We start from the raw sequence: 24,443 nt of genomic DNA, 5'->3' as shown, positions 1-24,443 counted from the left end.
CGCGACCCCGAGGAGAACCATGTCCGCAATCCGGCCTCCCGCCCGCGAGCCCGAACTCACGACCGATCCGTCCCTGCCCCCGGTGGCCGTCCCCGCCGACCGCCTGGATTCGCGATGGACGTGGCCGAAGATCCTCCTGTGGGTGGCCGTCGCCCTCCTGGGCGGCGTGGCCTGGACGATGCTCGCGATCGTCCGGGGCGAGACGGTGAACGCGATCTGGTTCGTCTTCGCGGCCGTCTGCACGTACGCCATCGCGTACCGCTTCTATTCGAAGATCATCGAGCGCCACATCACCCGCCCTGACGACCGGCGGGCGACCCCCGCGGAGCGCAAGCAGGACGGCAAGGACTATGTCCCCACCGACCGCCGGGTGCTCTACGGCCACCACTTCGCCGCGATCGCGGGAGCCGGGCCCCTCGTCGGGCCGGTGCTGGCCGCGCAGATGGGCTACCTGCCCGGCACGATCTGGATCATCGTCGGTGTCGTGCTGGCCGGAGCCGTGCAGGACTACCTCGTGCTCTTCTTCTCGATGCGTCGGGGCGGGCGCACCATCGGGCAGATGGCCCGCCAGGAGCTCGGGCGCATCGGCGGCACCGCCGCGATCATCGCGAGCCTCCTCATCATGCTGATCATCGTGGCGATCCTCGCGCTCGTGGTCGTCAACGCCCTCGGCGAGAGCCCGTGGGGCGTCTTCAGCGTCTCGATGACCATTCCCATCGCGCTGTTCATGGGCTGCTACCTGCGGTGGATTCGTCCCGGACGCATCACCGAGATCTCGATCATCGGCTTCGTGCTGCTGATCGCCGCGATCATCGCCGGCGGCTGGGTGGCCTCCACCGAGTGGGGCGCGGCGATCTTCACCCTCGACCGCACCACGATCGCGTGGGGCATCATCATCTACGGCTTCGTCGCCGCCGTGCTGCCGGTGTGGCTGCTGCTCGCGCCGCGCGACTACCTGTCGACGTTCATGAAGATCGGCGTCATCGTGATGCTCGCCGGTGCGATCGTGCTCGTGCGTCCCGAGATCGACGTGCCCGCCTTCAGCGAGTTCGCCGGCGGCGAGCTCGGCCCGGTGTTCACCGGCCCGATCTTCCCGTTCCTGTTCGTGACCATCGCGTGCGGCGCGCTCTCCGGATTCCACGCCCTCATCGCCTCCGGCACCACCCCCAAGCTGCTGGAGAAGGAGCGCCAGGCGCGGGTCATCGGCTACGGCGGGATGCTGATGGAATCGTTCGTCGCCATCATGGCGCTGGTCGCGGCGCTCTCGATCGATCGCGGCATCTACTTCGCGATGAACTCCTCGGCGGCGGCGACCCTCGGCACCGTCGAGGGAGCGGTGGCCTTCGTGAACGGCCTGGGCCTGACGGGCGTCACCCTGACCCCCGACATGCTCACCTCGGCGGCTGACGCGGTGGGGGAGGAGACGATCGTCTCGCGCACCGGTGGCGCCCCGACCCTCGCGCTCGGGCTGGCGAACATCATGCAGGCGGCGCTGGGCGGACCGGCGCTGATGGCCTTCTGGTACCACTTCGCGATCATGTTCGAGGCGTTGTTCATCCTCACCGCCGTCGACGCCGGCACCCGGGTCGCACGATTCATGCTGCAGGACTCCGTCGGCATCCTCATCCCCAAGTTCCGCGACGTGTCGTGGCGGCCGGGTGTGTGGATCTGCACCGCCATCATGGTGGCGGGGTGGGGGTCGATCCTCATCCTGGGCGTGACCGATCCGCTCGGCGGGATCAACACCTTCTTCCCGCTGTTCGGCATCGCCAACCAGCTGCTCGCCGCGATCGCGCTCGCCGTCGTGCTCGCGATCGTCGCCAAGCGCGGCCGCAGCTACGCCAAGTGGCTGTGGATCGTGGCCGTCCCTCTGGCGTTCGCGTCGGTGGTGACCATCACCGCGTCGATGTACAAGATCTTCTCGCCGGTCCCGGCCGTCGGGTACTGGGCGAACCACTTCGCCTTCCGCGGCGCACTGGATGAGGGGCTCACCGAGTTCGGCACCGCCACGAGCCGCGAGGCCATGGAAGCCGTCGTGCGCAACACGGCGGTGCAGGGAACCCTGTCGATCATCTTCGTCACCCTGGCCATCATCGTCATCGCGATCGCCGTGGGGGTGGCGATCCGGGCCGTGGTCCAAGGCGGGGGCAACGATCACGAGGACCCGCCCGTGCCCTCGCGGCGGTTCGCCCCGGCGGGATTCATCGCCACCCAGGCGGAACGCGAGATCGAGCGGGAGTGGGAAGCGCTGCCGCGCACCGACGATGCCGCGCACCGGAAGGCGGCCGCTCACTCGTGAACAGGATCGACATGATGCCGACGGATGCCCCGGCCTGGCCAGCGTGGTGGGCGCACGTGCGTGCACCTCTCGGCAGGGCAGGGCGGAGCATCCGCTGGTACGTCACGACCCTGATGGGCGACGGGGCGTACGACACCTACGTCGCGCACCTGCGCCGGCACCATCCGCACCAGGAGCCGATGACAGAACGGGAGTTCTGGCGCGCCCGATCGGACGAGCAGGACCGCAACCCCGGCGCGCGCTGCTGCTGACTAGGCTTCGAGGATGCCGGACGCCGCGCTGATCAGCGGGGCCGTCGGAGTCGCCGCCGGTGTGCTCCTGACCCTCGCCCTGGTGTTCGTCCGGCGCCTGGGGCACGCGTCACGCGACCTCGGCAGCGATGCGGAGCGGGCGACGCACCGCACGCTGCACGTCGCCGCACAGGCCGCCGCGGCGCTCCGCGGCGGCCGGGCAGAACCCGACACGCACCGGGCCGTGCGGCACCTGCGGACGCTGCTGGGCAGTCCCGCCGTCGCCCTCGTGGGGCCGGGGGATGCCGTCGCCCTCGACGGCGCCGACGACCTCGAAGCCGCCGCCCGCCGCATCGCGGCGCGGGTGCGCGAGACCGGGCGACGGCAGGTGTTCCCGCATCCCGACGGGGCGGCGCTGGATGCGGTGGGCGCGCCGATCGTCGTGGACGGAGCGACGTGGGGCGCGATCGTCGCCTTCGCCGCGCCCGTGCGCGGTCCGCTCGTGCGGGCGGCGGGGGACGTCGCCGGATGGTGCGCCGCCCAGCTGGCGCTGGGAGAGCTGGATTCCTCGCGCACGGCGCTGGCCGAAGCCGAGCTGCGTGCCCTGCGCGCGCAGATCAGCCCGCACTTCATCTTCAACGCCCTCACCGCGATCGCGTCCTTCATCTCGACCGATCCGCCGCGGGCGCGCGACCTCGTCCTGGAGTTCGCCGACTTCACGCGGTACTCCTTCCGCCGTCAGGGCGAATTCACCACGCTCGCCGAGGAGCTGCGCAGCATCCATTCGTACCTCGAGCTCGAGCGCGCACGCTTCGGGGAACGCCTCACCGTGCGGCTGCGGGTCGCTCCGGAGACCCTCACCACGGTCATCCCCTTCCTCTCCGTACAGCCGCTCGTGGAGAACGCCGTGCGCCACGGGCTCGAGCCCGGCGAGCACGGCGGCGTCATCACGCTGGCATCGCTGGATGACGGCACGCACACCGAGATCACCGTCGAGGACGACGGGGCGGGGATGGATCCGACCGAGCTCGCCGCGCTGCTGGACGCCGACGCGTCCTCCCCGCACGTGGGTCTCCGCAACGTCGACACGCGCCTGCGCCAGCTCTACGGCAGCGGCGGCGGGCTCGTGGTGGAGACGAACCTCGGCGCGGGTACTTTGGTGCGCATGCGCGTGCCGAAGTCGCAGCCGCTGCACGATACGGGTGTCGGATGACCCTCGACGTGCTCGTCGCCGATGACGAGCCGCCCGCCCTCGAGGAGCTGGCGGCACTCCTCCGCGCAGACGAGCGCGTCGGCGCGGTGCACACGGCGCGAAACGGCGCCGAGGCGCTCGGCATCCTCGAGTCGGGAATCGCGCAGGCGGCGTTCCTCGACATCCACATGCCCGGCCTCAGCGGGTTCGAGCTCGTGCGATCGTTCGCGCGCCTGCGAGCTCGACCGGCGGTCGTCTTCGTCACCGCGGACGACGCCGGGGCGGTCGAGGCATTCGACCTCGACGCGGTGGACTATGTGCTCAAACCCGTGCGGGTCGAGCGGCTGCGACGGGCGGTCGGCCGGGCGCTCGACTGGTCCGCCGGCACCGAGGAGGCCGCCGACGACGAGACGATCCCCGTGACGGTGGGGGCGACCACGCGGATGGTGCGTCGCAGCGACATCCGGTGGGTGCAGGCGCAGGGCGACTATTCCCGCCTGTGGACCACGGGTGGCGACGACCACCTGGTGCGCATCCCCCTCTCCGACCTCGCCGAGAGGTGGTCGGGGGCGGGGTTCGTGCGGGTGCACCGCTCGTATCTCGTGCACCGGGATGCGGTGGTGCTGGTGCGCCTGGCGGGGGCCAGCCCGACCGTGGCGCTCGCCGAGATCGAGCTGCCCGTGAGCCGGCGCCTCGTTCCGGCGGTGCGCGATGCCCTCGTGCGGCCCGATCGGTCACGCGGATGAGCGGCGATCGCCCGCCCGCGCGTGTTCGGGTCACCGCATCCGAGGCGCGCCGCTCCGCGCGGACGGCCACCCGCGGGATCGCGCTTCCCGGCTCCCGCACCGACGAGGCCGACGCGGTGTTCTCCCGCGGGCTCGTGCGCGCTCAGCTGCGCCTGGCCGTCGCGTGCCTGCTCGGTTTCCTGGTCGTCGCCGGTGCGCTGACCGCCGTGCTCCACCTGCTGCCGGCCGTCGCCGACCCCGTGCTGTTCGGGGTGCCGCTGTCGTGGCTGCTGCACGCCTACGGGTTCTACCCGATCATCCTGGTGTTCGCGATCGTGTACGCCCGCGGTGCCAGCCGCAACGAGCGGCGCTATCGCGCGCTGGTGGAACCCGGGCACGAGTCGTGAATCCGCTCTTCGACCTCACGGCGATCGGCCTCCTCGTCCTGGTCACCGCGGTGCTGGGGTTCGCCGGCATCCGGCTCTCCCGCACCACGAGCGACTTCTTCGTCGCCTCGCGGAGCGTCCGGCCGGTCTGGAACGCCTCGGCCATCAGCGGGGAGTACCTCTCCGCCGGCACGTTCCTCGGGCTGGCCGGCCTCGTGCTGCTCTCCGGAGCCGAGGGATTCTGGTTTCCCGTCGGCTACGCCGCCGGTTATCTGCTCGTGCTGCTGTTCGTGGCCGCGCCGCTCCGCCGCAGCGGCGCCTACACGATCCCCGACTTCGTGCACGCCCGGCTGGAGTCGCTCGCCGCCCGGCGCGTGACGAGCATCGTGGTGCTGATCATCGGGTGGCTCTACATCGTGCCGCAGCTGCACGGTGCGGCGATCACCCTCGGTGTGGTCGCCGACGTGCCCCCGTGGATGGGAGCCGCCCTCGTCGCGGTGCTCGTGGCCGGCACCGTGGCCGCCGGCGGGATGCGCGCGATCACCGCCGTGCAGGCGTTCCAGTACTGGCTCAAGCTCACCGCGCTCCTGGTCCCGGCCGTGTTCCTGCTCGTCGCGCTCAGCGGGGGCGGCTACGACGTCGACCCCCAGGTCGTCTTCCCGCCCGATCGAGGACCGGCGGGCGCGAACACGTATGCCACCGCATCCCTCATGGTGGCGCTGCTGCTGGGCACGATCGGCCTGCCGCACGTGCTGGTGCGCTTCTACACGAGCCCCGACGGCGGGTCGGCGCGACGGACCACGGTCCTCGTCGTCGGCATGGTCGGGGTGTTCTACGCGGTGTCGTCGACCCTGGGGTTGGTCGCCCGCGTCGTGGCGCCCGACATGGCGGAGCCCGGCGTGGCCGATGCGGTCGTGCTGGCTCTTCCCTCGCGCGTCTTCCCGGGGCTCCTCGGCGAGCTCCTCACTGCCCTCATCGTGGCGGGGGCCTTCGCCGCGTTCCTGGCGACCTCGTCGGGGCTCGTGGTGTCGCTGGCCGGAGTGGTCAGCCAGGACCTCTTCGGCGGGAGCGTCCGCTCGTTCCGGCTCTCGGCGCTTCTGTGCACGGCGGTGCCGCTGGTCGTCGCCCTCGTGGCCGTCCCGGACGGGCTCGTCTCCACCGTCGGTCTGGTCTTCGTCTTCGCCGCCTCGAGCCTCTCGCCCGTGCTGCTGCTGGGCGTGTGGTGGCGGGGGCTCACCGCTCGTGGCGCGGTGGCCGGGATGGTGGTGGGTGCGATCTCGTGCGGCGGCGCGCTCATCGGCGGGGCGTTGGCGAGGGACGCCGGGGCGTGGTCGGTGGTCTTCACGCAGCCCGGGGCGTGGACGATCCCCCTGTCCACCGCCGTGATCGTGGTCGTCTCGTTGCGGGATCGCCGCGGCGTGCCCCTTCGCACCGAGCGCTTCCTCGCCCGCCTGCACACCCCCGAGACCTGACTCCCGGTTCTATTGTGTTGCCGACCACATAGTTGTACATTTAGGTGGTCGGCAACGCAATTCGCCCGGTAGGTCATCGACAAGGTGCTGGGGGTGGCGCCCGAAGCGACAACCCACCGCGAAGGAAAGCAGAGAAGCAGCCATGTACGCACACGTCCTGGCCTCTTACGGGCCCGACGGCCTGATCAGGAAGCAGATGGATGAACCGTTGGCCGGTGCCGGGCAGGTGAAGGTCCGTATCGACGCGATCGGGATCAATCCCGTGGATTGGAAGATCCGCAACGGCTCCCTCGCCCAGATGATCCCGCTCGACCTTCCCGCCGTCATCGGCTCGGAGGCCGCCGGCACCGTCGTGGAGGCGGGCCCCGGGGTCGAGAGCTTCGCCCCGGGTGACCGTGTCACCGGTTTCATCGACAGCGGTGCCTACGCAGAGTTCGGCGTGACACGCGCGAGCCGGCTCGCCCGCATCCCGAACGGCGTCACGGCCGCGACGGCTGCGGCGATCCCCACCGCCGCCGAGACCGCCGACCGCATCTACACGATGCTCGCGCCGGCCCAGGGCTCCACGATCGTGGTCAACGGCGCCGCCGGCTCGGTCGGCAGCATGATGGTGCAGCTGCTTCAGCTCGACCGATATGGCCGCCACTCCGTGATCGGCACTGCGAGCAGGGGCAACCATGATTTCCTCCGGCAGCTCGGAGCGACCCCCGTCGGTTACAGCGACAGCATGCTGGACGAGCTCCGCGCGGCGGCCCCGAACGGCGTCGACGCCGCCTTCGACGCAGCAGGTCACGGCTTCGTCGGCCGGGTCGGCGATCTCATTCCCGCGAGCCGGATCGTCACGATCTCGGACTTCGCCGCCGGCGCTCGGGGGGCCATCGTCGCCGGAGGCGACCCGACTCAACTCCCCGTGAACGACGCCGTGCGCTCGGCACTCGCCCTGGCGGCGGACCAGTCCGTGCGCGTGGAGATCGGCGCCACGTTCGAGTTCGACGCACTACCCGAGGCGCTGCGCCTCAGCGAGGGCGAGCACCTGCGGGGGAAGATCATCGTCGCCGTCGGCGATGCGGGCAGTGAGAAGTGAAGGAGTCACCGATCGTGAGCACCACGTCCGATCCCATCCGCCCTCCCTACGACCCCGAACTCGCACTGCTGCTGGACAGCAGCCCGCTGCCGAGCACCGTCACCGCCGACATGATCGAGTTCCTCCGGGCGAATCCATTCGGGCCGGGCCTCGACGACCTGCTCGCGACCCGCCCCCTTCACCATCGGGAGATCATGATCCCGGTTCCCGGCGGGGAGATCGCCGTCTCCGTGTTCACGCCGACCGGGCATGATGTCACCTCGGCGATCTACCACCTCCACGGCGGCGGGATGATCATCGGCAACCGGTTCACCGGCATCGGACACGTCCTGGACTGGGCCATCCAGTACGGCGCGGTCGTCGTCTCTCCGGAGTACCGGCTCGCTCCCGAGCATCCCGCCCCGACCCCGGTGGAAGATGCCTACGCCGGCTGGGAGTGGCTCGCGGCGATCGCCGGTGATATCGGCGTGCCCAACGATCGCCTTCTCCTCGTGGGTACTTCGGCCGGGGGCGGGCTCGCGGCGGGCGTCACCGTGCTGGTGAGGGAGCGGGGCGGTCAGGAGGCACTCGCGCAGATGCTCCTCAGCCCGATGCTGGACGACCGTGACGCGACGGCCTCGAGCAGGCAGTACACCGGGACGGGATCATGGAGTCGCGAGAGCAACGACACCGGCTGGGACGCTCTCCTCGGGAATCGGCGCAAGACCGATCAGGTGGACATCGCCAGCGCGCCCGCACGGGCCGGCGATCTCTCCGGCCTCCCGCCCGCGTTCATCGACGTGGGGTCTGCCGAGGTATTCCGAGACGAGGGCGTCGCGTACGCGACGAAGCTGTGGGAGCACGCGGTCCAGGCCGAACTCCACGTATGGGCGGGCGGATTCCACATCTTCGACGGGGCAGCCCCGGAGGCGCAGGTCTCGCGAGCTGCCATCGCCGCGAGAGACTCCTGGATCAGCCGCACCCTCGGGCGGTGGTGACGGCGGCGCGGGGTGCGGGTCGCAGCGGCCGCGCGGCCGCTATCGTCTGAGGTGGTCCTCGCCGACCAGCAGACTCCTCGCAGAGAACGAAACCATGACCACCCCCGACGTGCCTCCGCCGCCTGCCGCTGCCCGATATCCGGTCAGCTGGTCGATCTTCGCGTTGTCGCGAGCGCACCGCGCCCTCGCCACCGAGCTGCTCAGCAGGCACGGCCTCTTCCCCGGCCAGGAGCTCACGCTCTTCTACCTCTGGGAGACCGACGGCATCCCACAGAAGCAGCTCGTCGATGCTCTCAAACTCGACCACTCGACCGTCGCGAAGTCGATCCGCAGGCTGGAGGAAGCGGGCCTGGTCGACCGGGTCAAATCCCCTGACGACGGCCGGATCAGCCTGGTCTTCCTGACCTCCGCAGGTCGAGCACTCAGGAGTCCCATCGAGAACGCATGGCGGGAGCTGGAGGAGAAGACCACATCGCTCCTCTCCACAGATCAACGCGCGGCGTTCCTGGCGCTGGCGGAGGAAATACTCGCCGCGATCGAACCCGACGACCGCTGACCCTTCGTCCGCAGGTCCGGCCTGCTCTGCGGCGTCCCCGACGGGGAAGTGCGGTCCCGGAGCGTCGGCGGGTCGGGTTACCGTGGACGGGTGACGTTCGCCGGCTCCGACCCCGCGTACGGCGATCCGTACGCCGACGTGCCGCCCGACGACCCCTACGCCGGGATGGACTGGAACCCCGACGACCTCGCGCCGCCGGACGACCTCGACGTGCCGCCCCCGCCCATGGACGCACCGGCCGCATTCCGCCCGCGTGCGTCACCCGCGGCCTCCGCCCGCACGGCTCTCGGCGGCGCGTCATCCGCGGGCCTCGACCTCGCCACGCGCGACTTCGCAGGGCGCGACGCCCGCGAGGTGCTGCACGAGGTCTACGGCTACGACGTGTTCCGCGGTGATCAGGCCGACGTGGTCTCGCACGTGATCGAAGGCGGGGATGCGGTGGTGCTCATGCCCACCGGCGGCGGCAAGAGCGTCACGTACCAGGTGCCCGCCCTCGTCCGGCCCGGCACGGGCCTCGTGGTCAGCCCCCTCATCGCGCTCATGCACGACCAGGTCGACGCGCTCGTGGCCAACGGCGTGCGGGCCGCGTACCTCAACTCCACGCAGAGCCCCGGCGAACGGCAGGCCGTCGAGCAGGCGTACCTCGCCGGCACCCTCGACCTCCTCTACGTCGCGCCCGAGCGGCTCAACGGTGCGCAGACGCTGAACCTCCTCGCCCGCGGTCGGCTGAGTGTCATCGCGATCGACGAGGCGCACTGCGTATCGCAGTGGGGCCACGACTTCCGGCCCGACTACCTCGCGCTCGGCGACCTGGCCGACCGGTTCCCCGGTGTTCCGCGCATGGCGCTCACCGCCACGGCCACACCCGCGACGGCGCGCGAGATCGTCGAGCGGCTGCGACTGGACGGCGCCCGTCGGTTCGTCGCGAGCTTCGACCGTCCCAACATCCAGTACCGCATCGCACCCAAGGTGGAGCCGCGCAAGCAGCTGGCCGCCTTCATCCGCGCGCAGCCGGAGGGGTCGGCCGGCATCGTCTACGCCCTCAGCCGCAAGACCGTCGACCAGACGGCGGAGTTCCTGCGCACGCAGGGCATCGACGCGCTGCCGTATCACGCGGGCCTGGATGGATCGGTGCGGGCGGCGAACCAGTCGAAGTTCCTGCGCGAGGACGGTGTCGTGATGGTCGCCACCATCGCCTTCGGCATGGGGATCGACAAGCCCGACGTGCGCTTCGTCGCGCACATCGACCTGCCGAAATCGGTCGAGGGCTACTACCAGGAGACCGGCCGCGCTGGTCGCGACGGCGAGCCGGCCGTCGCATGGCTGGCGTATGGACTGGGCGACGTCGTGCAGCAGCGCCGCATGATCGACCAGTCCCCGGGCGACCGCACCTTCAAGATGCGCCTAGGGCAGCACCTGGAGGCGATGCTCGGGCTGTGCGAAACGGTGGCGTGCCGCCGGCAGAACCTCCTGGCGTACTTCGGCGAGGAAGCCGGTCGGTGCGGCAACTGCGACACGTGCCTGGAGCCGCCTGAGACGTGGGACGGACTCGTCGCCGCACAGAAGCTCCTGTCGACCATCGTGCGACTGCAGCGGGAGCGCGGCCAGTCCTACGGCGCCGGTCACCTCGTCGACATCCTCCGCGGCGCGCGCACCGAGCGGATCACGCAGCAGGGCCACGACAAGCTCTCCACCTACGGCATCGGCGCCGACCTCTCCGACCAGGATTGGCGCAGCGTCATCCGCCAGCTCCTGGCGCGGGGACTGCTCGTGGGCCGCGGTGACTACGGCACCCTCGCCCTGACGGAGTCGAGCGGGAGTGTCCTCCGCGGCGAGACCCCGGTGCCGCTGCGGCGTGACACGCTCGGCCGTGCGGGCGGGGGCGGTGCGCGCGTGCGCAAATCGTCGGCGGCCGAGTCGGTCGATGCCGGTGACCGCGATCTGTTCGAGGCGCTGCGCGCGTGGCGCGCGGAGCAGGCGCGCGAGCAGGGCGTCCCCGCGTACATCGTCTTCGGCGACGCGACCCTGCGCGCGCTCGCCGCCGCCCGCCCCGCGTCGCTCGCCGATCTCGACGGCGTCACCGGCATCGGCGCGAAGAAGCGCGAGGCCTACGGCGACAGCATCCTCGCCGTCGTCGCCGCCCACTGACCCGCGGCTCTCCGCCGCCGCTCCGCCGCCGCTCTGCCGCCGCGTCCGCCGCGAGAAACGACGATCCGGACGAGAAAGGCCGCGACGCGTGGGTTCTCGTCCGGGATGTTGTTTCTCGCGGCTGGGCGCCGGCGGGTGGCGCGGGTCAGGTGCGTGCGCGCCAGGTGCCGAGGGAGTCGACGCAGCGCTCGATCAGAGCGTCGTCGGCGGGTGCGCGCTCGATGGTCGCCCGATAGTAGAGCGGACCGACGGCGAGGGCGGTGCTCGTCTCGGGCCCTGCCCTCGACCCCGCACTGGACGGCGTCACCGGCCGCTACTTCGTGCGGGAGACCGAGACCGCGACCCCGGCCATCTCCTACGCCCGGGACGTGCAGAGACAGCTTCGTGCAACCGGTGACCGCTTCTTCCGGGGCGGCGACTGATCCGCGCCCTCCCCGAGAAACGCCATCCCGGACGAGAAAGGCCGCGTCGCGTTGTTTCTCGGCCGGATTGTGGTTTCTCGCGGCTGGGCGCCGGCGGGTACGAGGCGATGCGCCCCACCCGGAAGAGCAGGGGATGCTGCGACACGTCGCGCGGCGCTGCGCCGGGGAGCTCGTAGACGTCGAGCATCAGCTGCACGGGGTAGTCGATCCGCTGTCCGACCGTCTTCACCCATCTCCCGTCGATGAAGAAGCGCAAACGCTCGGGCGTCCACGCGACGGCGTAGTCGTGCATCGCGGTGAGGTCGCCGCGGACCCGGACCTTGTCGAAGTCGGTCCGCAGTCGCGGATCGCGCTGCGCCTTGACCCCCACCCCCACCCGGCCTCCGGAGTCGTCGAGCTCTGATCCGAAGATCTCCGCGATGCAGATCTCGCCGCAGTCGTCGGGCCGTTCCTCGAACCCGATCGGCCAGAGCGCCACCATCGCGTCCGGGTGACGGATTGCGGCGAACCGTGCCGCGATCACGCCCTGCCGCACGAGCCAGCCGCGATGGCGCGGCTGCTCCTCCTGCACGATCAAGTCGTCGCGGAACCGGTGCTGGCCGATCGCCGAGCCGACGCCGCCGCTGAACTGCCCGGTCTGCAGATGCGACACCCGCACCTCCCCGTCGAGCTGCGGCGCCCACGGGGCGGTCTCGGCGTCGACGCGCAGCACGAGTCCGGTGTCATCGAGCTCGTACCGCGCGGCCGTTCGAGCCCGAGACGACCAGTGCGGCGTGTAGTACGGCCACCATCGGGCCGGGTCGAGCTCGCTGAAGCTCTCCTCGACATCGGGCGTGCGCCCGCCGAGCGACAGCGGAGTCAGATCCAGCTCCCAGACGCGAACGTGCAGGACGGCGTCCCGGTAGGGGTAGTCGCGCTCACCCACGTCGGCGAAGCCCGCGGAACGGCACAGGGCGTTGGATGCGGCGTTCGCGGCGTCGGGGTACGCGTACAGGTGATCGCGGTGGGGCGAGTCATCCGCGACGTACCGCAGCAGAAGCCGGACCGCCTCCCGCGCGACGCCGCGGCCCTGCCAGGGCGGAAGCACGTTCCAGCCGGCCTCGTACGCGGCCGCGCCGTCGTGCTCGATCGACCAGAAGCCGATTCCCCCGGCCGGCTCGCCGCCAACCTCGATGCGGAACATCCATGCCTCGCCCGCGTCGTTCAAACGGAGGTAGCGGGCGTGGCGATCCCGGAGCTGTTCCGCCGTTTCCGGCCCGGCGATCAGTCGCGTCATCTCCGGAGTGTTTGCCGCCTCCAGCAGCGGCAGGTCGTCCGGCCCCCACCGGCGCAGGGTCACGCTCTCATCGCGCATGGGTCCAGTGTCCCGCCGCCCACCGACATCGCCCCCGTCCGATGCGCCACCGGTGACGGACGGTTTCGTCGTTGTGGGAGGGGCCCGAAGCGACAAAAGTCGTCCGTAACCGTGAGGGCGGCGAGGGGACTGTCGGAAGGCACAAGGGAGGGGGCTCGGGGAGCGCGGAGACTTTGTGGGAAAGGGCCACCGGAGTTGGCCGCAGCTTGTAGGAAGTCCTACGGTGATGGTCGATCCGCGTCTTGCCGAAAGGTCTCGAATATGGCTGATGCCGCCATCCGTCCCACTACTCCCGCCGAAGATCAGCGCACGCCCGCGGGCGGTGCACCCACCGCGGCGCACACGGCTGCCGAGGCATCCGAATCGCAGATCGATGTCGCCGCGGTGACCGACATGCTCCTCGGCACCTGGGCTGACACCCGCCGCACCGCCCGCGAGATGATCAAGGACCCCGCGTACTGGCGTGTCGACGGCCTATCCATGGACGAGCACCGCGAGCGCGTGCTCACCCAGCTGCACCTGCTCGTCCAGAAGAAGGCCGTGCACCGTGCTTTCCCGAAGCGTTTCGGGGGCTCCGACGACAACGGCGGAAACATCGCCGGGTTCGAAGAGCTCGTCGTGGCCGACCCGAGCCTCCAGATCAAATCGGGCGTGCAGTGGGGCCTGTTCGGTGCCGCGGTGCTGCAGCTGGGCAACGCCGAGCACCACGAGAAGTGGCTGCCCGGCATCATGAGCCTGGAGATCCCCGGCGCGTTCGCCATGACCGAGACCGGACACGGATCGGATGTCGCGGCCGTGGGAACGACGGCGACCTACGATCCCGCGACCGAGGAATTCGTGATTCACACGCCGTTCCGCGGTGCGTGGAAGGACTACCTCGGCAACGCGGCCCTGCACGGCGTCGCCGCGACCGTCTTCGCGCAGCTCATCACGAACGGCGTCAACCACGGCGTGCACTGCTTCTACGTCCCGCTCCGCGACGAGAACGGACAGTTCCTGCCGGGCATCGGCGGCGAGGACGACGGCCTGAAGGGCGGGCTGAACGGCATCGACAACGGCCGCCTCCACTTCGATTCCGTCCGCATCCCGCGCACGAACCTCCTCAACCGTTACGGCGACGTCGCCCCCGACGGCACGTACATGAGCGACATCTCCAGCCCCGGCCGCCGCTTCTTCACGATGCTCGGAACGCTCGTGCAGGGGCGCATCTCCCTCGACGGAGCTGCTGCCTGGGCGTCGGCCCTGGGCCTCAAGATCGCGATCACGTACGGCAACCAGCGCCGCCAGTTCGACTCCGGCCGTGGCACGCCCGAGGTCGTGCTCCTGGACTACGGCAAGCACCAGCGCCGGCTGCTGCCGCGGTTGGCGACGACCTACGCGCAGATCTTCGCGCACGACGAGTTCCTCCAGAAGTTCGACGCCGTCTTCAGCGGCCGTACCGACACCGACGAAGATCGGCAAGACCTCGAGACCCTCGCCGCGGCGCTCAAGCCCCTCTCGACCTGGCACGCCCTGGACACCCTCCAGGAGGCGCGCGAAGCCTGCGGTGGGGCGGGGTTCCTCTTCGAGAACCGTCTCGTGAGCCTCCGGCAGGACCTCGACATCTTCGCGACATTCGAGGGGGACAACAACGTCCTGCTGCAACTGGTCGGCAAGCGTCTGCTGTCGGATTACGCCGCGCAGTTCAAGGGCAAGGATGCCAAGGCCCTGGCCGCATTCGCCGTCGGCCAGACCGCCGGCAAGGTCTTCCACGGTGCGGGTCTCCGCCAGCTTGGCCAGGCGGTCAGCGACTTCGGGTCGACGGCGCGCTCGGTCGAGCGCGGGCTGCGCGCCGATCAGCAGCACGAGCTGATCGCCGGCCGGGTACAGCAGATGGTCGCCGACATCGCGGGGCGGCTGCGCCCAGCCTCCAAGCTGTCGCCCGAAGAGGCCGCCGCGCTGTTCAACGCCAACCAGTCCGAGCTCATCGAGGCGGCCCGGGCGCACGGCGAGCTGCTGCACTGGGAGGCGTTCACGGATGCGGTGAACCGCACCGAGGACGCCGGCACGAAGCAGGTGCTCACGTGGCTCCGCGATCTCTTCGGGCTGAGCGTCATCGAGAAGCACCTCTCGTGGCACCTCATCCACGGCCGGCTGTCCGCGCAGCGTGCGGCGGCGGTGTCCAGCTACATCGACCGGTTGTGCCTGCGGCTGCGGCCCCACGCCCAGGACCTCGTCGACGCCTTCGGGTACGAGCCGGAGCACGTGCGCGCCCCCATCGCGTCCGGCGCGGAGCAGGCGCGCCAGGATGAGGCGGCGGCGTACTACGCCGCGCTGGCCGCATCCGGGAACGCGCCGGTGCCGGAGACCAAGCCTGCGAAGAAGTAGGTCAGTTCTCGACGACGCGCCATGACCGCACGAACTGTTCCACGGTCATGGCGTCGAGGTCGCGGCGGGTGGACTGCAGCATGCGGTCGGCCTCCTGCGGCTGACCGGCGGCGAGCCGGACGACCTCCGCACCGGTGTCTTTGCGCGCGACGACGAGGTCCATCCCGGGGAGGGTCTCGTCGGTGCCGACCCCTCCGCTGAGCACCCCGATCGCGAAGGTGGCGACCACGCGTGCGGCCTTGGCGATCGGATGCATCCGCCGGTCATCGAGCCGGGCCTCCAGGACATCGGCGGCAACGGTCTCGGGATGGTGGTCGGCTGAGCTCACCCGACCACCATCTCGTGCGTATCTGGATGAATGCCCGGGGGCTCCCCGCCCCGGCCGTGCCCGCCCCGGGCCGTGTGGCGCGTGCCGTGCCGCCGCGGCCCATGCCGTGCGGCGTGCACAACGCCGCGGCCCATGCCGTGCTGCGTGCACAACGGCGGAGATCGACCCCGGCGCCCCGGCGGCGGCGTCGGGGTCGCGGCGTGTTGTCGAGAATCTCCGCCGTTGTGCACGAGCGGTGCCGGGTCGAGCGGTGGCGGGGCGGACGTCGGGCGCGCGCCGATAAGGTGGCGCGGTGACCACCGACGTGCGGATCGGACCCGACGGCGTCCCGCGCTGCGCGTGGGCGGGGGATGATGCGGAGTACCGCCGCTATCACGACGAGGAGTGGGGCGTTCCCCTGCACGGGGACCGGGCGCTGTTCGAGAAGATGAGCCTCGAGGGGTTCCAGGCCGGGCTCTCGTGGATCACGATCCTGCGCAAGCGGCCGCGCTTCCGTGAGGTGTTCGCGGGGTTCGAGCCGGCGCGGGTCGCCGCCTTCGACGAGAACGACATCGAGCGGCTGATGCAGGATGCCGGCATCATCCGCAACCGCGCGAAGATCGAGGCCACCATCTCCAACGCCCGGCTCGTCGCCGAGATGGGCGAGGGCGAGCTCGACGCGCTGCTGTGGTCGTTCGCCCCGGAGCCCCGGCGCGCGCGGCTGACGGCTTTCGCCCAGATGCCCGCGGTCACGCCCGAGTCCACGGCGATGAGCACGGCGCTGCGCAAGCGCGGATTCCGATTCGTCGGCCCCACGACGATGTACGCGCTCATGCAGTCCGCCGGGATGGTCGACGACCACATCGCCGGATGCTGGCGCGCCGCCTGACGCGGCCGTCGGCGCACTCACCCACAGATTTGCGAAACCACGGCGCCAACGATGTGCCGGATGTCAGGATTTTCGGTGTGAGTGATGTGCTGCTGCGGCAGATGAACGACGCGGAATACGAGGGGTGGGTCGAGACGGTCGCCAGGCTCTTGGCGAACGAACAGGTGGCGGCCGGCAACTGGCGCGCGGCCGGGTCGGTGGAACTCGCGCGGGAAGCGGTCGTGCGGCAGCTGCCCCAGGGCGTCGATACGCCTCGGATGCTGATCCTCCACGCGACCGACACCGCCGGAGAGGCGGTGGGTCACGCGTGGGTGTCACTGGATCATCCGCGAGGTCTGCCGGATGTCGCGCTCCTCCAGGACATCGAGGTCATCGAGCAGCGCCGCGGATCGGGATGGGGCCGGGCGCTGCTGGTAGCGGTGGAGGAGGCGGCGCGGGCGGCGGGGGCGCCGGCGCTCGAACTGAACGTCTTCGCACACAACGCGGTAGCCGTCGGCCTGTACGACACATCCGGCTACCACGTCGTCACGCAGCAGATGCGAAAGGCGTTATAGCCCTCTCGCGCGCCGCGTGGTCCGCGGAGGCCGCGGGGCCCGGTAGACTGGGGGAACTGCGGAGCTTTTCTGCTCCCTGCGTCGTCGAACGCATCGGCCTTCGGGCCCGAACTTTCACGGCGAACGGATGCGTCACCCGACGCCTTCGCCATACTGCGGCCCTCTTCCCGACGGCGCCGCATCCGAATCGCCGTGCGTGCGTCTGCGCGCCGGCATGAAAGACACATGACCTCTCCTACTTTCGCCGATCTCGGCGTTCCCGCTCCTCTCGTCGACGTCCTCGCTTCGCAGGGCATGACCGAGGCGTTCCCCATCCAGGCCGACACCCTCGCCGACACCCTCGCCGGGCGCGACGTGCTCGGTCGGGGCAAGACCGGCTCGGGCAAGACCCTGGCCTTCTCCCTTCCGCTGGTCGCCCGCCTCGGCGCCACCGCCTCCACCCGCCGGGGCCGCAAGCCCCGCGCGCTCGTGCTGGCTCCCACCCGTGAGCTCGCCAACCAGATCGACGCCGTCATCAAGCCGCTCGCCGCGGCGTACGGCCTGACGACCACGACCGTCTACGGCGGCGTCAACCAGCGCCGCCAGGTGGATGCGCTCGCCGCCGGCGTCGACATCCTCGTCGCGTGCCCCGGCCGCCTGGAAGACCTCATCTCCCAGCGCTTCGCGAGCCTGGATGACATCGAGATCACCGTGCTGGACGAGGCCGACCACATGGCCGACCTCGGCTTCCTCCCCGGCGTGACGCGCCTGCTCACCCGCACCCCCGCCGGCGGACAGCGCATGCTGTTCTCGGCGACGCTGGACAACGGCGTCGACAAGCTCGTCCGCAAGTTCCTGCGCAACGAGGTGCTGCACTCGGTCGACGAGGCCAACTCCCACGTCGCCGCGATGACGCACCACGTCTTCGTCGCCGCGGATGCCACGGCCAAGAACAACCTCGTGCGTGCCCTCGCATCGGGGTCGAGCCGCCGCATCCTCTTCACTCGCACGAAGCACCAGGCCAAGAAGCTGGCGCGCACGCTGACCGCAGCGGGCATCCCGTCGGTGGACCTGCACGGCAACCTCTCGCAGCCGGCGCGTGACCGCAACCTCGCCGCGTTCAGCGCCGGTACCGCCCGCGTGCTGGTGGCAACGGATGTGGCCGCGCGCGGCGTGCACGTCGACGACATCGCCCTCGTGGTGCACGTCGACCCGCCCGTCGAGCACAAGGCATACCTCCACCGCTCCGGCCGCACGGCCCGCGCCGGCAGCGCCGGTGACGTCGTGACCGTGATGCTGCCCGAGCAGCGCCGCGACACGCTCGACATCCTCCGCAAGGCCGCGATCTCCGCGACGCCCACCCCGGTGACGCCCGAGTCCGCCGAGGTCACCGCCCTCGTCGGCGACGTCGCCGCGTACGTGACGCCCGCGCCCGAGCAGGCCCCGCAGCAGCGCGGTGGCGGCTCGTCGCAGGGCGGCAACGCGCAGCGCAACCGTCCCGCCCGCGGCGGCTCCGGTGGCGGCTCGCGCTCCGGCAGCCGTCCGGCCGCGGATGCTGCGCCCTCGCGCTCGGCAGGATCCAACGGTGGCAACGGCCGTCGCCGCGGTGCCGGTGCGGCCCCCGTCGGTGCTGGTTCGCGCTCGGCCGGTGCCGCCGGATCCGGCTCGCGCTCGGGCGGTCTCCGCGTCGGCGATGTGGTGCGTGGCAACGCGCGCCCCAACCGCCGCGCGCAGGGCTGATCCCCGCGGGCACGCCCGCTCCCCGAAGCGCCGACAGGCAGCGAATCGCTGTCCGTCGGCGCTTCGTCGTTCCCGGGGTGGGGGACGTTCGTAAATTAATCGGATGATGTATCCGTTTCCGGCGTAGCCTCGGGCCATGACCCGTCCCCGAGCCGATGCCGTGCGCAGCCGGGAAGCGATCCTGGGCGCGGCACGCCGCATCCCGCGCGACGACCTGCGCCTGAACGAAGTTGCCCGCATCGCCGGTGTCGGGGTCGCGACGGTCTACCGGCACTTCCCCACCGTGCCGGCGCTCGCGGAGGCGCTCTCCGTCGACTCCGTCGAACGGCTGCGCGTCCTCGCCGCCGACGCGGAACGCTCCCCCGACGCGGGGAAGGCACTGCCCGGATTCTTGGCGGCCGCTCTGGAGCTGCAGCTCGGGGATGAAGGAGTGCAGACGATCATCAGCACCCCCGATGGGGTCCTCAGCGCGGCCCGCGAGGCGAAATGCGCGTTCGTCCGCAGCTTCCGCACGCTACTGGAACGCGCTCAGCGCGAGGGCGCCATTCGCCCCGACGTCACCGTCGAACAGGTGCAGCGGATGCTGGGCGGGGTCGAGCGCGCAGTACGTCTCGGCTCGCCGGAAGATCGGCCCGTGCTGCTGGATGTGCTCATCGCCGGGTTGCGGTCATCCCGCGACCCCTCCCTCCTTCCCTCCCGCCCTCTCGCAGCAAGGATCTGACATGGATTACGGGCACCGACTCGATTTCGGGGCATTCATCACCCCCGCCGCGGCCGATCCCCACGTCCCGGTCGCGCTCGCGCAGCTGTCCGAAGCATCCGGACTCGACCTCGTCACGTTCCAGGACCACCCGTATCAGCCGGCGTTCCTCGACACCTGGACACTCATGACGTACGTCGCGGCGCAGACCCAGACGGTGCGCATCGCTCCGAACGTGCTCAACGTGCCGTTGCGCCCGCCCGCCGTGATCGCCCGGTCGGCGGCGAGCCTCGACCTCCTCTCCGGCGGACGGGTTGACCTCGCCCTCGGCTCGGGCTCCTTCTGGGACGCCATCGAGGCTATGGGTGGCCGGCGTCTCACCCCCGGCCAGGCGGTCAGCGCGCTCGAAGAGGCGATCGAGGTCATCCGGGGTCTGTGGGACACCTCCGAGCGCCGAGGGCTGTTCACCGACGGGCAGTACCACCGGGTGCACGGCGCGAAGCGCGGACCACGCCCGGCCCACGACATCCCGATCTGGATCGGCGCCTACAAGCCGCGGATGCTGGCACTGACCGGTCGCGTGGCGGATGGGTGGCTGGTGAGTCTGGGGTACATGCAGCCGGGTGACCTCGCCCGCGGAAACGCCGCCATCGACGGGGCCGCCGCAGGCGCTGGGCGCGATCCCCGCGAGATCCGTCGCCTGCTCAACGTGGGGGCGCCCTCGGGAGACCTGCGCGGGTGGATCGAAGAACTCGCCGGGTACGCACTCGAGGACGGCATCGGGAGCCTCATCGTCGTCGCTGACGACCCACGCATCATTCAGCTCTTCGGGCAGGAGGTGGCCCCGGCGGTCCGGGAGATCGTCGCCCGCGAGCGCGGCGATCGCGGCACCGCCTCGGCGCCGGTGCGGTCGGCCGCCGCGCTGGGTCGCCGCCGCGCCGGCATCGACTACAACGCGGTACCGGCGGGGATGCACGCGATCGAGCCCGGCGACTTCGAGTACCCGGACGTGAGCTCGACGTACCTCCGCGGGGGCGCCCCCGGCATCGTGCTGCAGCCGAGCTCGGCGGAACAGGTGGCCGAAGCGGTGGCGTATGCGCGGCAGCATCCTGGTGTCCCGCTGTCGATCCGCAGTGGCGGGCACGGCATCAGCGGTCGCAGTACCAACGACGGCGGCATCGTGATCGACCTGCGACGGATCAACGACATCGAGGTGATCGACCAGGAGCGCCGCCGGGTGCGGATCGGTCCCGGTGCGCGCTGGGCGGAAGTCGCCGCCGCGCTCGGCCAGCACGGCTGGGCCCTGTCGTCGGGCGACTACGGCGGCGTGGGGGTCGGTGGGCTGGCGACCGCCGGCGGGATCGGGTTCCTCGCGCGCGAACACGGCTTGACGATCGACCACCTTCGCGCAGCCGAGGTGGTGCTGGCCGACGGTTCCATCGTGCAGACGGATGCGGATACCCGCCCCGAGCTGTTCTGGGCGATCCGCGGGGCCGGCGCCAACGTCGGCATCGTCACGAGCTTCGACTTCGAAGTCGACGAGGTCGGCGACGTGGGCTGGGCGCAACTCGCCTTCGACGCGTCCGAGGCCGAGGACTTCCTCGTCGGGTACAGCCGCGTGATGCGCGACGCGCCGCGCGATCTGACGGCGTTCCTCCTCCTCGGCGCCCCTCGTCCGGGACAGCCCCGCATCGCGCAGATCATGGCGATGGTCGACTCCGCCGATCCCGACCAGATCATCGAGCGCCTCCAGCCGTTCGCCGAGCTGGCACCGCTGCTGCAGCAGACGGTTCAGGTGACGTCGTATCCGCAGGTGATGGCGAACGCCGATCTCGGGCCCCAGCACGGGCGGGGGGAGCCGAACGCGCGATCGCTGCTCCTCGGCGACATCACACCGGAGATCGCAGCGGCCACGACGCGGATGCTGGATGAGGGGGCCGCGTTCTTCCTCCAGTACCGCTCCGTGGGCGGCGCCGTCGCCGACGTGGGGGAGGACGACACCGCCTACTCGAACCGCGCCGCGCAGTTCTCCGTGGTGGCGTTCGGTTCGAACAGCGCCACGCTGGATGCCGCGTGGGAGACGTTCCGCCCGTTCGGGCAGGGGATGTACCTGAGCTTCGACTCCTCTGATCGGCCCGACCGCATCCTCGACGCCTTCCCCGTGCACAAGATCGAGCGTCTCCGCGCGGTCAAGCACGAGGTCGATCCCGATGCCGTGTTCGCCGACAACTTCTCGGTCGCGCTCTGCGACGGATTCGAGGCGCCGGCCGCCGCATCCTGACCCGCCCGCGCCCGCGCCCGCGCCGCGCCGCGCCCGCGCCCCCGCCCCCGCCCCCGCCCCCGCCCCCGCCCGCGCCCCCGTCCCGAGACCGCGAGACCGCACGCTGCCGACGAGCCCCCGACATAATGCGCCGGTCTCGTCGGCAGGCTGCAGTCTCGCTGGGGCCGGCCCTGCGCGGGGCGGCGCGGACGCGTCCCCGTCCCGAGACCGCGAGAATCCACCGGCGCGGCGAGGGTACGGCACGCTGCGGCATTCTCGACCCGCACATGGATTGTCGCGGAGGGGGGCGCCGGATCGAGGAAGCGGGATGTCCGCGATGTGCGGGACACTGGGGCGAGCATCGAGGAGGAGAAGCATGGCCGCCGCATCCGCTCCGTCCGAGCCCGCCGAATCCGCCGAATCCGCCGCATCCGAAGCCCCCGCCACCGACCGCTCCCCGGACGCCCACGACGTCATCCGCGTCGTGGGGGCGCGGGAGAACAACCTGCAGGGGGTCACGCTCGACATCCCCAAGCGCCGCCTCACCGTCTTCACCGGCGTGAGCGGCTCGGGCAAGTCGTCGCTCGTCTTCGGCACGATCGCCGCCGAGTCGCAGCGGCTCATCAACGAGACCTACCCGACGTTCGTGCAGGCGTTCATGGCGACCCCGCCGCGCCCGGAGGTCGACGCGCTGGAGAACATCAGCCCCGCGATCCTCGTCGACCAGGAGCGCATGGGCTCCAACGCCCGCTCCACGGTGGGCACCGCCACCGACGTGCACGCGATGCTGCGGATGCTGTTCAGCCGGCTGGGCGTCCCGCACGTCGGGTCGCCGCAGGCGTTCTCCTTCAACGTCCCGTCGGTGCGCGGGGGCGGCGCGATCACGTCCGAGCGCGGCGGGAAGACCGTGAAGGAGCGCCGCTCGTTCGAGATCACCGGCGGCATGTGCCCGCGGTGCGAGGGCCTCGGCGAGGTGAGCGAGGTCGATATCGACGAAATCGTCGATCGCTCGAAGTCGCTCGACGGCGGTGCGATCACCGTCCCCGGCTACAACGCCGACGGCTGGATGGTGCGCATCTACGCCGAATCCGGATTCGTCCCTGCCGACAGGCCCGTCGCCGATTTCACGGAGCAGGAGCTGAACGACTTCCTCTACCGGGATCAGACGAAGGTGCGCATCGCCAACACCAACATGACCTACGAGGGCCTGGTGCCCAAGATCACCAAGAGCATGCTGCAGAAGGACCGCGACTCGCTGCAGCCGCACATCCGGGCGTTCGTCGATCGCGCCGTGAAGTTCATGCCGTGCCCCGACTGCGGCGGCACGCGCCTGAACGAGGGGGCGCGCTCGTCCACGATCGAGGGCGTCAGCATCGCGGATGCGGCGGCGATGCAGATCACCGATCTCGCGGCGTGGCTGCGGACCATCGACGACGCGGCCGTCGCCCCGCTCATCCGTGGCCTGCGCGACACCGTGGACTCCTTCGTCGACATCGGCCTCGGGTATCTCTCACTCGACCGTGCCAGCGGCACGCTCTCGGGCGGCGAGGCCCAGCGGACGAAGATGATCCGGCACCTGCGCTCGAGCCTCACCGACGTCACCTACGTCTTCGACGAGCCCACCGCAGGCCTGCACCCGCATGACATCCAGCGGATGAATGCGCTGCTGCTCGCGCTCCGCGACAAGGGCAACACGGTGCTCGTGGTCGAGCACAAACCCGAGGTGATCGCGATCGCCGATCATGTCGTCGACCTCGGACCCGGCGCGGGGCGCAACGGCGGCCGCATCCAGTTCACCGGGGATGTCGCGGGTCTCCGCGCATCCGACACCCTCACCGGCCGTCACCTCGACCACCGCGCGAGACTCAAGGAGACCACGCGCGCCGCCGCCGGCGCGATCGAGATCCGCGGGGCGAGACAGCACAACCTCCAAAGCGTCGATGTCGACGTCCCTCTCGGGGTGCTCACCGTCGTCACCGGGGTCGCGGGGTCGGGCAAGTCGTCGCTCATCCACGGGAATCTCTCCGGCCGTGATGAGGTCGTGGTGGTCGACCAGGCCCAGATCCGCGGTTCGCGGCGGAGCAGCCCAGCCACCTATACCGGACTTCTCGACGCGATCCGGGCGGCCTTCGCGAAGGCGAACGGCGTGAAGCCCGCCCTGTTCAGCGCGAACTCGGAGGGTGCGTGCATCGCGTGCAAGGGCCTCGGCGTGATCATCACCGACCTCGGCTTCCAGTCCACGGTGGAGACGCTGTGCGAGGTGTGCGCGGGCACGGGCTTCTCCGACGAGGTGCTGCAGTACCGCCTCGACGGCAAGAACATCTCCGAGGTGCTCTCTATGTCGGCGACGGAGGCCGCACAGTTCTTCCCGAAGGGACCGGCTCACACGACGCTTGCCCGCATGGTCGATGTCGGGCTGGGCTACCTGACCCTCGGGCAGGCCCTCAGCACGCTGTCAGGCGGCGAGCGGCAACGCCTGAAGCTCGCCATCTCGATGGCCAAGTCCGGGGCGATCTACGTGCTCGACGAGCCGACCACGGGGCTGCACCTCGCCGACGTCGACAACCTCCTCGGGATGCTGGACCGTCTCGTCGAGGCCGGCAACAGCGTGATCGTGATCGAACACCACCAGGCCGTCATGGCGCACGCGGACTGGATCATCGACATCGGCCCCGGCGCCGGCAACGACGGGGGCACGGTGGTGTTCGAAGGCCCACCCGCCGACCTCGTGGCCGCGGCATCCACCCTCACCGGGAAGCATCTGGCCGCGTACGTGGCATCCTGAATCCCCCGACCGCCTCG

The 24,443-nt window shown here is 70.9% G+C and carries 20 protein-coding genes; 17 read left to right on the top strand and 3 right to left on the bottom strand.

Translation table 11 applies throughout. The annotated features are described in order from the left end of the window. Nucleotides 1-19 precede the first annotated feature (19 nt). The 10 genes from AC2DFQ_RS11225 (at nt 20) to recQ (ending at nt 11,069) form a co-directional block, all read left to right on the top strand. Nucleotides 20-2,299, top strand: a complete 2,280-nt coding sequence (locus tag AC2DFQ_RS11225; RefSeq protein WP_484533948.1) for a carbon starvation CstA family protein — start codon at nt 20-22, stop codon at nt 2,297-2,299. A 14-nt stretch (nt 2,300-2,313) separates the two neighbouring features. Next, nucleotides 2,314-2,550, top strand: a complete 237-nt coding sequence (locus AC2DFQ_RS11220; protein ID WP_484533947.1) for a YbdD/YjiX family protein — start codon at nt 2,314-2,316, stop codon at nt 2,548-2,550. Between the two features lie 13 nt (nt 2,551-2,563). Continuing rightward, entirely contained in the window at nt 2,564-3,742 is a 1,179-nt protein-coding gene (locus AC2DFQ_RS11215) for a sensor histidine kinase (protein ID WP_484510089.1), read from the top strand. Further along, nucleotides 3,739-4,467 (top strand): LytR/AlgR family response regulator transcription factor, encoded by a 729-nt coding sequence (locus AC2DFQ_RS11210; RefSeq protein WP_484533946.1) that lies wholly within the window; start codon nt 3,739-3,741, stop codon nt 4,465-4,467. Before AC2DFQ_RS11215 ends, AC2DFQ_RS11210 begins: the two co-directional genes overlap by 4 nt. Further along, the gene (locus AC2DFQ_RS11205; RefSeq protein WP_484510091.1) at nt 4,464-4,853 is read left to right on the top strand and encodes a heavy metal transporter; all 390 of its coding nucleotides are present in this window, start codon (nt 4,464-4,466) and stop codon (nt 4,851-4,853) included. The genes AC2DFQ_RS11210 and AC2DFQ_RS11205 overlap by 4 nt, the downstream gene beginning before the upstream one ends. Further along, a complete protein-coding gene (locus AC2DFQ_RS11200) occupies nt 4,850-6,304 on the top strand; it encodes a sodium/solute symporter (protein WP_484533945.1) in 1,455 nt (484 codons plus the stop codon). Before AC2DFQ_RS11205 ends, AC2DFQ_RS11200 begins: the two co-directional genes overlap by 4 nt. Before the next feature lie 142 nt (nt 6,305-6,446). After that, nucleotides 6,447-7,388, top strand: a complete 942-nt coding sequence (locus AC2DFQ_RS11195; RefSeq protein ID WP_484533944.1) for an NADP-dependent oxidoreductase — start codon at nt 6,447-6,449, stop codon at nt 7,386-7,388. A gap of 14 nt (nt 7,389-7,402) precedes the next feature. Continuing rightward, nucleotides 7,403-8,365 carry an alpha/beta hydrolase gene (locus AC2DFQ_RS11190; protein ID WP_484533943.1) on the top strand — a complete coding sequence of 321 codons (963 nt, stop codon included), beginning with the start codon at nt 7,403-7,405 and terminating at the stop codon, nt 8,363-8,365. A gap of 94 nt (nt 8,366-8,459) precedes the next feature. Continuing rightward, complete coding sequence (locus AC2DFQ_RS11185; RefSeq protein WP_484533942.1) at nt 8,460-8,921, top strand: MarR family winged helix-turn-helix transcriptional regulator; 462 nt, start codon at nt 8,460-8,462, stop codon at nt 8,919-8,921. 165 nt (nt 8,922-9,086) lie between these two features. After that, nucleotides 9,087-11,069: a DNA helicase RecQ gene (gene recQ / locus AC2DFQ_RS11180; protein ID WP_484534104.1), complete on the top strand. Its 1,983-nt coding sequence runs from the start codon at nt 9,087-9,089 to the stop codon at nt 11,067-11,069. A gap of 145 nt (nt 11,070-11,214) precedes the next feature. On the opposite strand, the gene AC2DFQ_RS11175 is transcribed toward recQ, so the two are convergent. Together AC2DFQ_RS11175 and AC2DFQ_RS11170 are read right to left on the bottom strand one after the other, a co-directional pair. Then, complete coding sequence (locus AC2DFQ_RS11175) at nt 11,215-11,376, bottom strand: hypothetical protein (protein ID WP_484533941.1); 162 nt, start codon at nt 11,374-11,376, stop codon at nt 11,215-11,217. After that, complete coding sequence (locus AC2DFQ_RS11170) at nt 11,373-12,845, bottom strand: GNAT family N-acetyltransferase (RefSeq protein WP_484533940.1); 1,473 nt, start codon at nt 12,843-12,845, stop codon at nt 11,373-11,375. Before AC2DFQ_RS11170 ends, AC2DFQ_RS11175 begins: the two co-directional genes overlap by 4 nt. A gap of 261 nt (nt 12,846-13,106) precedes the next feature. On the opposite strand from AC2DFQ_RS11170, the gene AC2DFQ_RS11165 reads away from it, so the two are divergent. Then, complete coding sequence (locus AC2DFQ_RS11165; RefSeq protein WP_484533939.1) at nt 13,107-15,212, top strand: acyl-CoA dehydrogenase family protein; 2,106 nt, start codon at nt 13,107-13,109, stop codon at nt 15,210-15,212. Between the two features lies 1 nt (nt 15,213). Here the strand turns inward: AC2DFQ_RS11165 and AC2DFQ_RS11160 are convergent, their stop codons facing one another. Then, complete coding sequence (locus AC2DFQ_RS11160; protein ID WP_484510098.1) at nt 15,214-15,540, bottom strand: hypothetical protein; 327 nt, start codon at nt 15,538-15,540, stop codon at nt 15,214-15,216. 292 nt (nt 15,541-15,832) lie between these two features. Between AC2DFQ_RS11160 and AC2DFQ_RS11155 the strand changes: the two genes are divergently transcribed. The 6 genes from AC2DFQ_RS11155 to AC2DFQ_RS11130 all read left to right on the top strand — a co-directional run bounded on the left by AC2DFQ_RS11155 (nt 15,833) and on the right by AC2DFQ_RS11130 (nt 24,426). Beyond that, a complete protein-coding gene (locus tag AC2DFQ_RS11155) occupies nt 15,833-16,408 on the top strand; it encodes a DNA-3-methyladenine glycosylase I (RefSeq protein ID WP_484533938.1) in 576 nt (191 codons plus the stop codon). Between the two features lie 77 nt (nt 16,409-16,485). Next, complete coding sequence (locus tag AC2DFQ_RS11150) at nt 16,486-16,962, top strand: GNAT family N-acetyltransferase (protein ID WP_484533937.1); 477 nt, start codon at nt 16,486-16,488, stop codon at nt 16,960-16,962. A gap of 225 nt (nt 16,963-17,187) precedes the next feature. Continuing rightward, complete coding sequence (locus AC2DFQ_RS11145) at nt 17,188-18,681, top strand: DEAD/DEAH box helicase (protein WP_484533936.1); 1,494 nt, start codon at nt 17,188-17,190, stop codon at nt 18,679-18,681. Nucleotides 18,682-18,817: 136 nt separating this feature from the next. Then, on the top strand, nt 18,818-19,402 hold the full coding sequence (locus AC2DFQ_RS11140) for a TetR/AcrR family transcriptional regulator (RefSeq protein WP_484533935.1): 585 nt from the start codon (nt 18,818-18,820) through the stop codon (nt 19,400-19,402). Between the two features lies 1 nt (nt 19,403). Beyond that, entirely contained in the window at nt 19,404-21,662 is a 2,259-nt protein-coding gene (locus tag AC2DFQ_RS11135) for an LLM class flavin-dependent oxidoreductase (protein WP_484533934.1), read from the top strand. A gap of 355 nt (nt 21,663-22,017) precedes the next feature. Continuing rightward, nucleotides 22,018-24,426 carry an ATP-binding cassette domain-containing protein gene (locus tag AC2DFQ_RS11130; protein ID WP_484533933.1) on the top strand — a complete coding sequence of 803 codons (2,409 nt, stop codon included), beginning with the start codon at nt 22,018-22,020 and terminating at the stop codon, nt 24,424-24,426. Nucleotides 24,427-24,443: the final 17 nt, after the last annotated feature.

Source organism: Microbacterium sp. Z11_20, assembly GCF_057197605.1.
Note: the sequence above shows the minus strand (reverse complement) of the source record. Positions and strands in the feature narration are given on the sequence as shown.

Coding starts and splice junctions, on each gene's coding strand:
- AC2DFQ_RS11225 (WP_484533948.1), top strand. CDS start 20: ATGTCCGCAATCCGGCCTCCCGCCCGCGAGCCCGAACTCACGACCGAT.
- AC2DFQ_RS11220 (WP_484533947.1), top strand. CDS start 2,314: ATGCCGACGGATGCCCCGGCCTGGCCAGCGTGGTGGGCGCACGTGCGT.
- AC2DFQ_RS11215 (WP_484510089.1), top strand. CDS start 2,564: ATGCCGGACGCCGCGCTGATCAGCGGGGCCGTCGGAGTCGCCGCCGGT.
- AC2DFQ_RS11210 (WP_484533946.1), top strand. CDS start 3,739: ATGACCCTCGACGTGCTCGTCGCCGATGACGAGCCGCCCGCCCTCGAG.
- AC2DFQ_RS11205 (WP_484510091.1), top strand. CDS start 4,464: ATGAGCGGCGATCGCCCGCCCGCGCGTGTTCGGGTCACCGCATCCGAG.
- AC2DFQ_RS11195 (WP_484533944.1), top strand. CDS start 6,447: ATGTACGCACACGTCCTGGCCTCTTACGGGCCCGACGGCCTGATCAGG.
- AC2DFQ_RS11185 (WP_484533942.1), top strand. CDS start 8,460: ATGACCACCCCCGACGTGCCTCCGCCGCCTGCCGCTGCCCGATATCCG.
- recQ (WP_484534104.1), top strand. CDS start 9,087: ATGGACTGGAACCCCGACGACCTCGCGCCGCCGGACGACCTCGACGTG.
- AC2DFQ_RS11170 (WP_484533940.1), bottom strand. CDS start 12,845: ATGCGCGATGAGAGCGTGACCCTGCGCCGGTGGGGGCCGGACGACCTG.
- AC2DFQ_RS11165 (WP_484533939.1), top strand. CDS start 13,107: ATGGCTGATGCCGCCATCCGTCCCACTACTCCCGCCGAAGATCAGCGC.
- AC2DFQ_RS11145 (WP_484533936.1), top strand. CDS start 17,188: ATGACCTCTCCTACTTTCGCCGATCTCGGCGTTCCCGCTCCTCTCGTC.
- AC2DFQ_RS11140 (WP_484533935.1), top strand. CDS start 18,818: ATGACCCGTCCCCGAGCCGATGCCGTGCGCAGCCGGGAAGCGATCCTG.
- AC2DFQ_RS11135 (WP_484533934.1), top strand. CDS start 19,404: ATGGATTACGGGCACCGACTCGATTTCGGGGCATTCATCACCCCCGCC.
- AC2DFQ_RS11130 (WP_484533933.1), top strand. CDS start 22,018: ATGGCCGCCGCATCCGCTCCGTCCGAGCCCGCCGAATCCGCCGAATCC.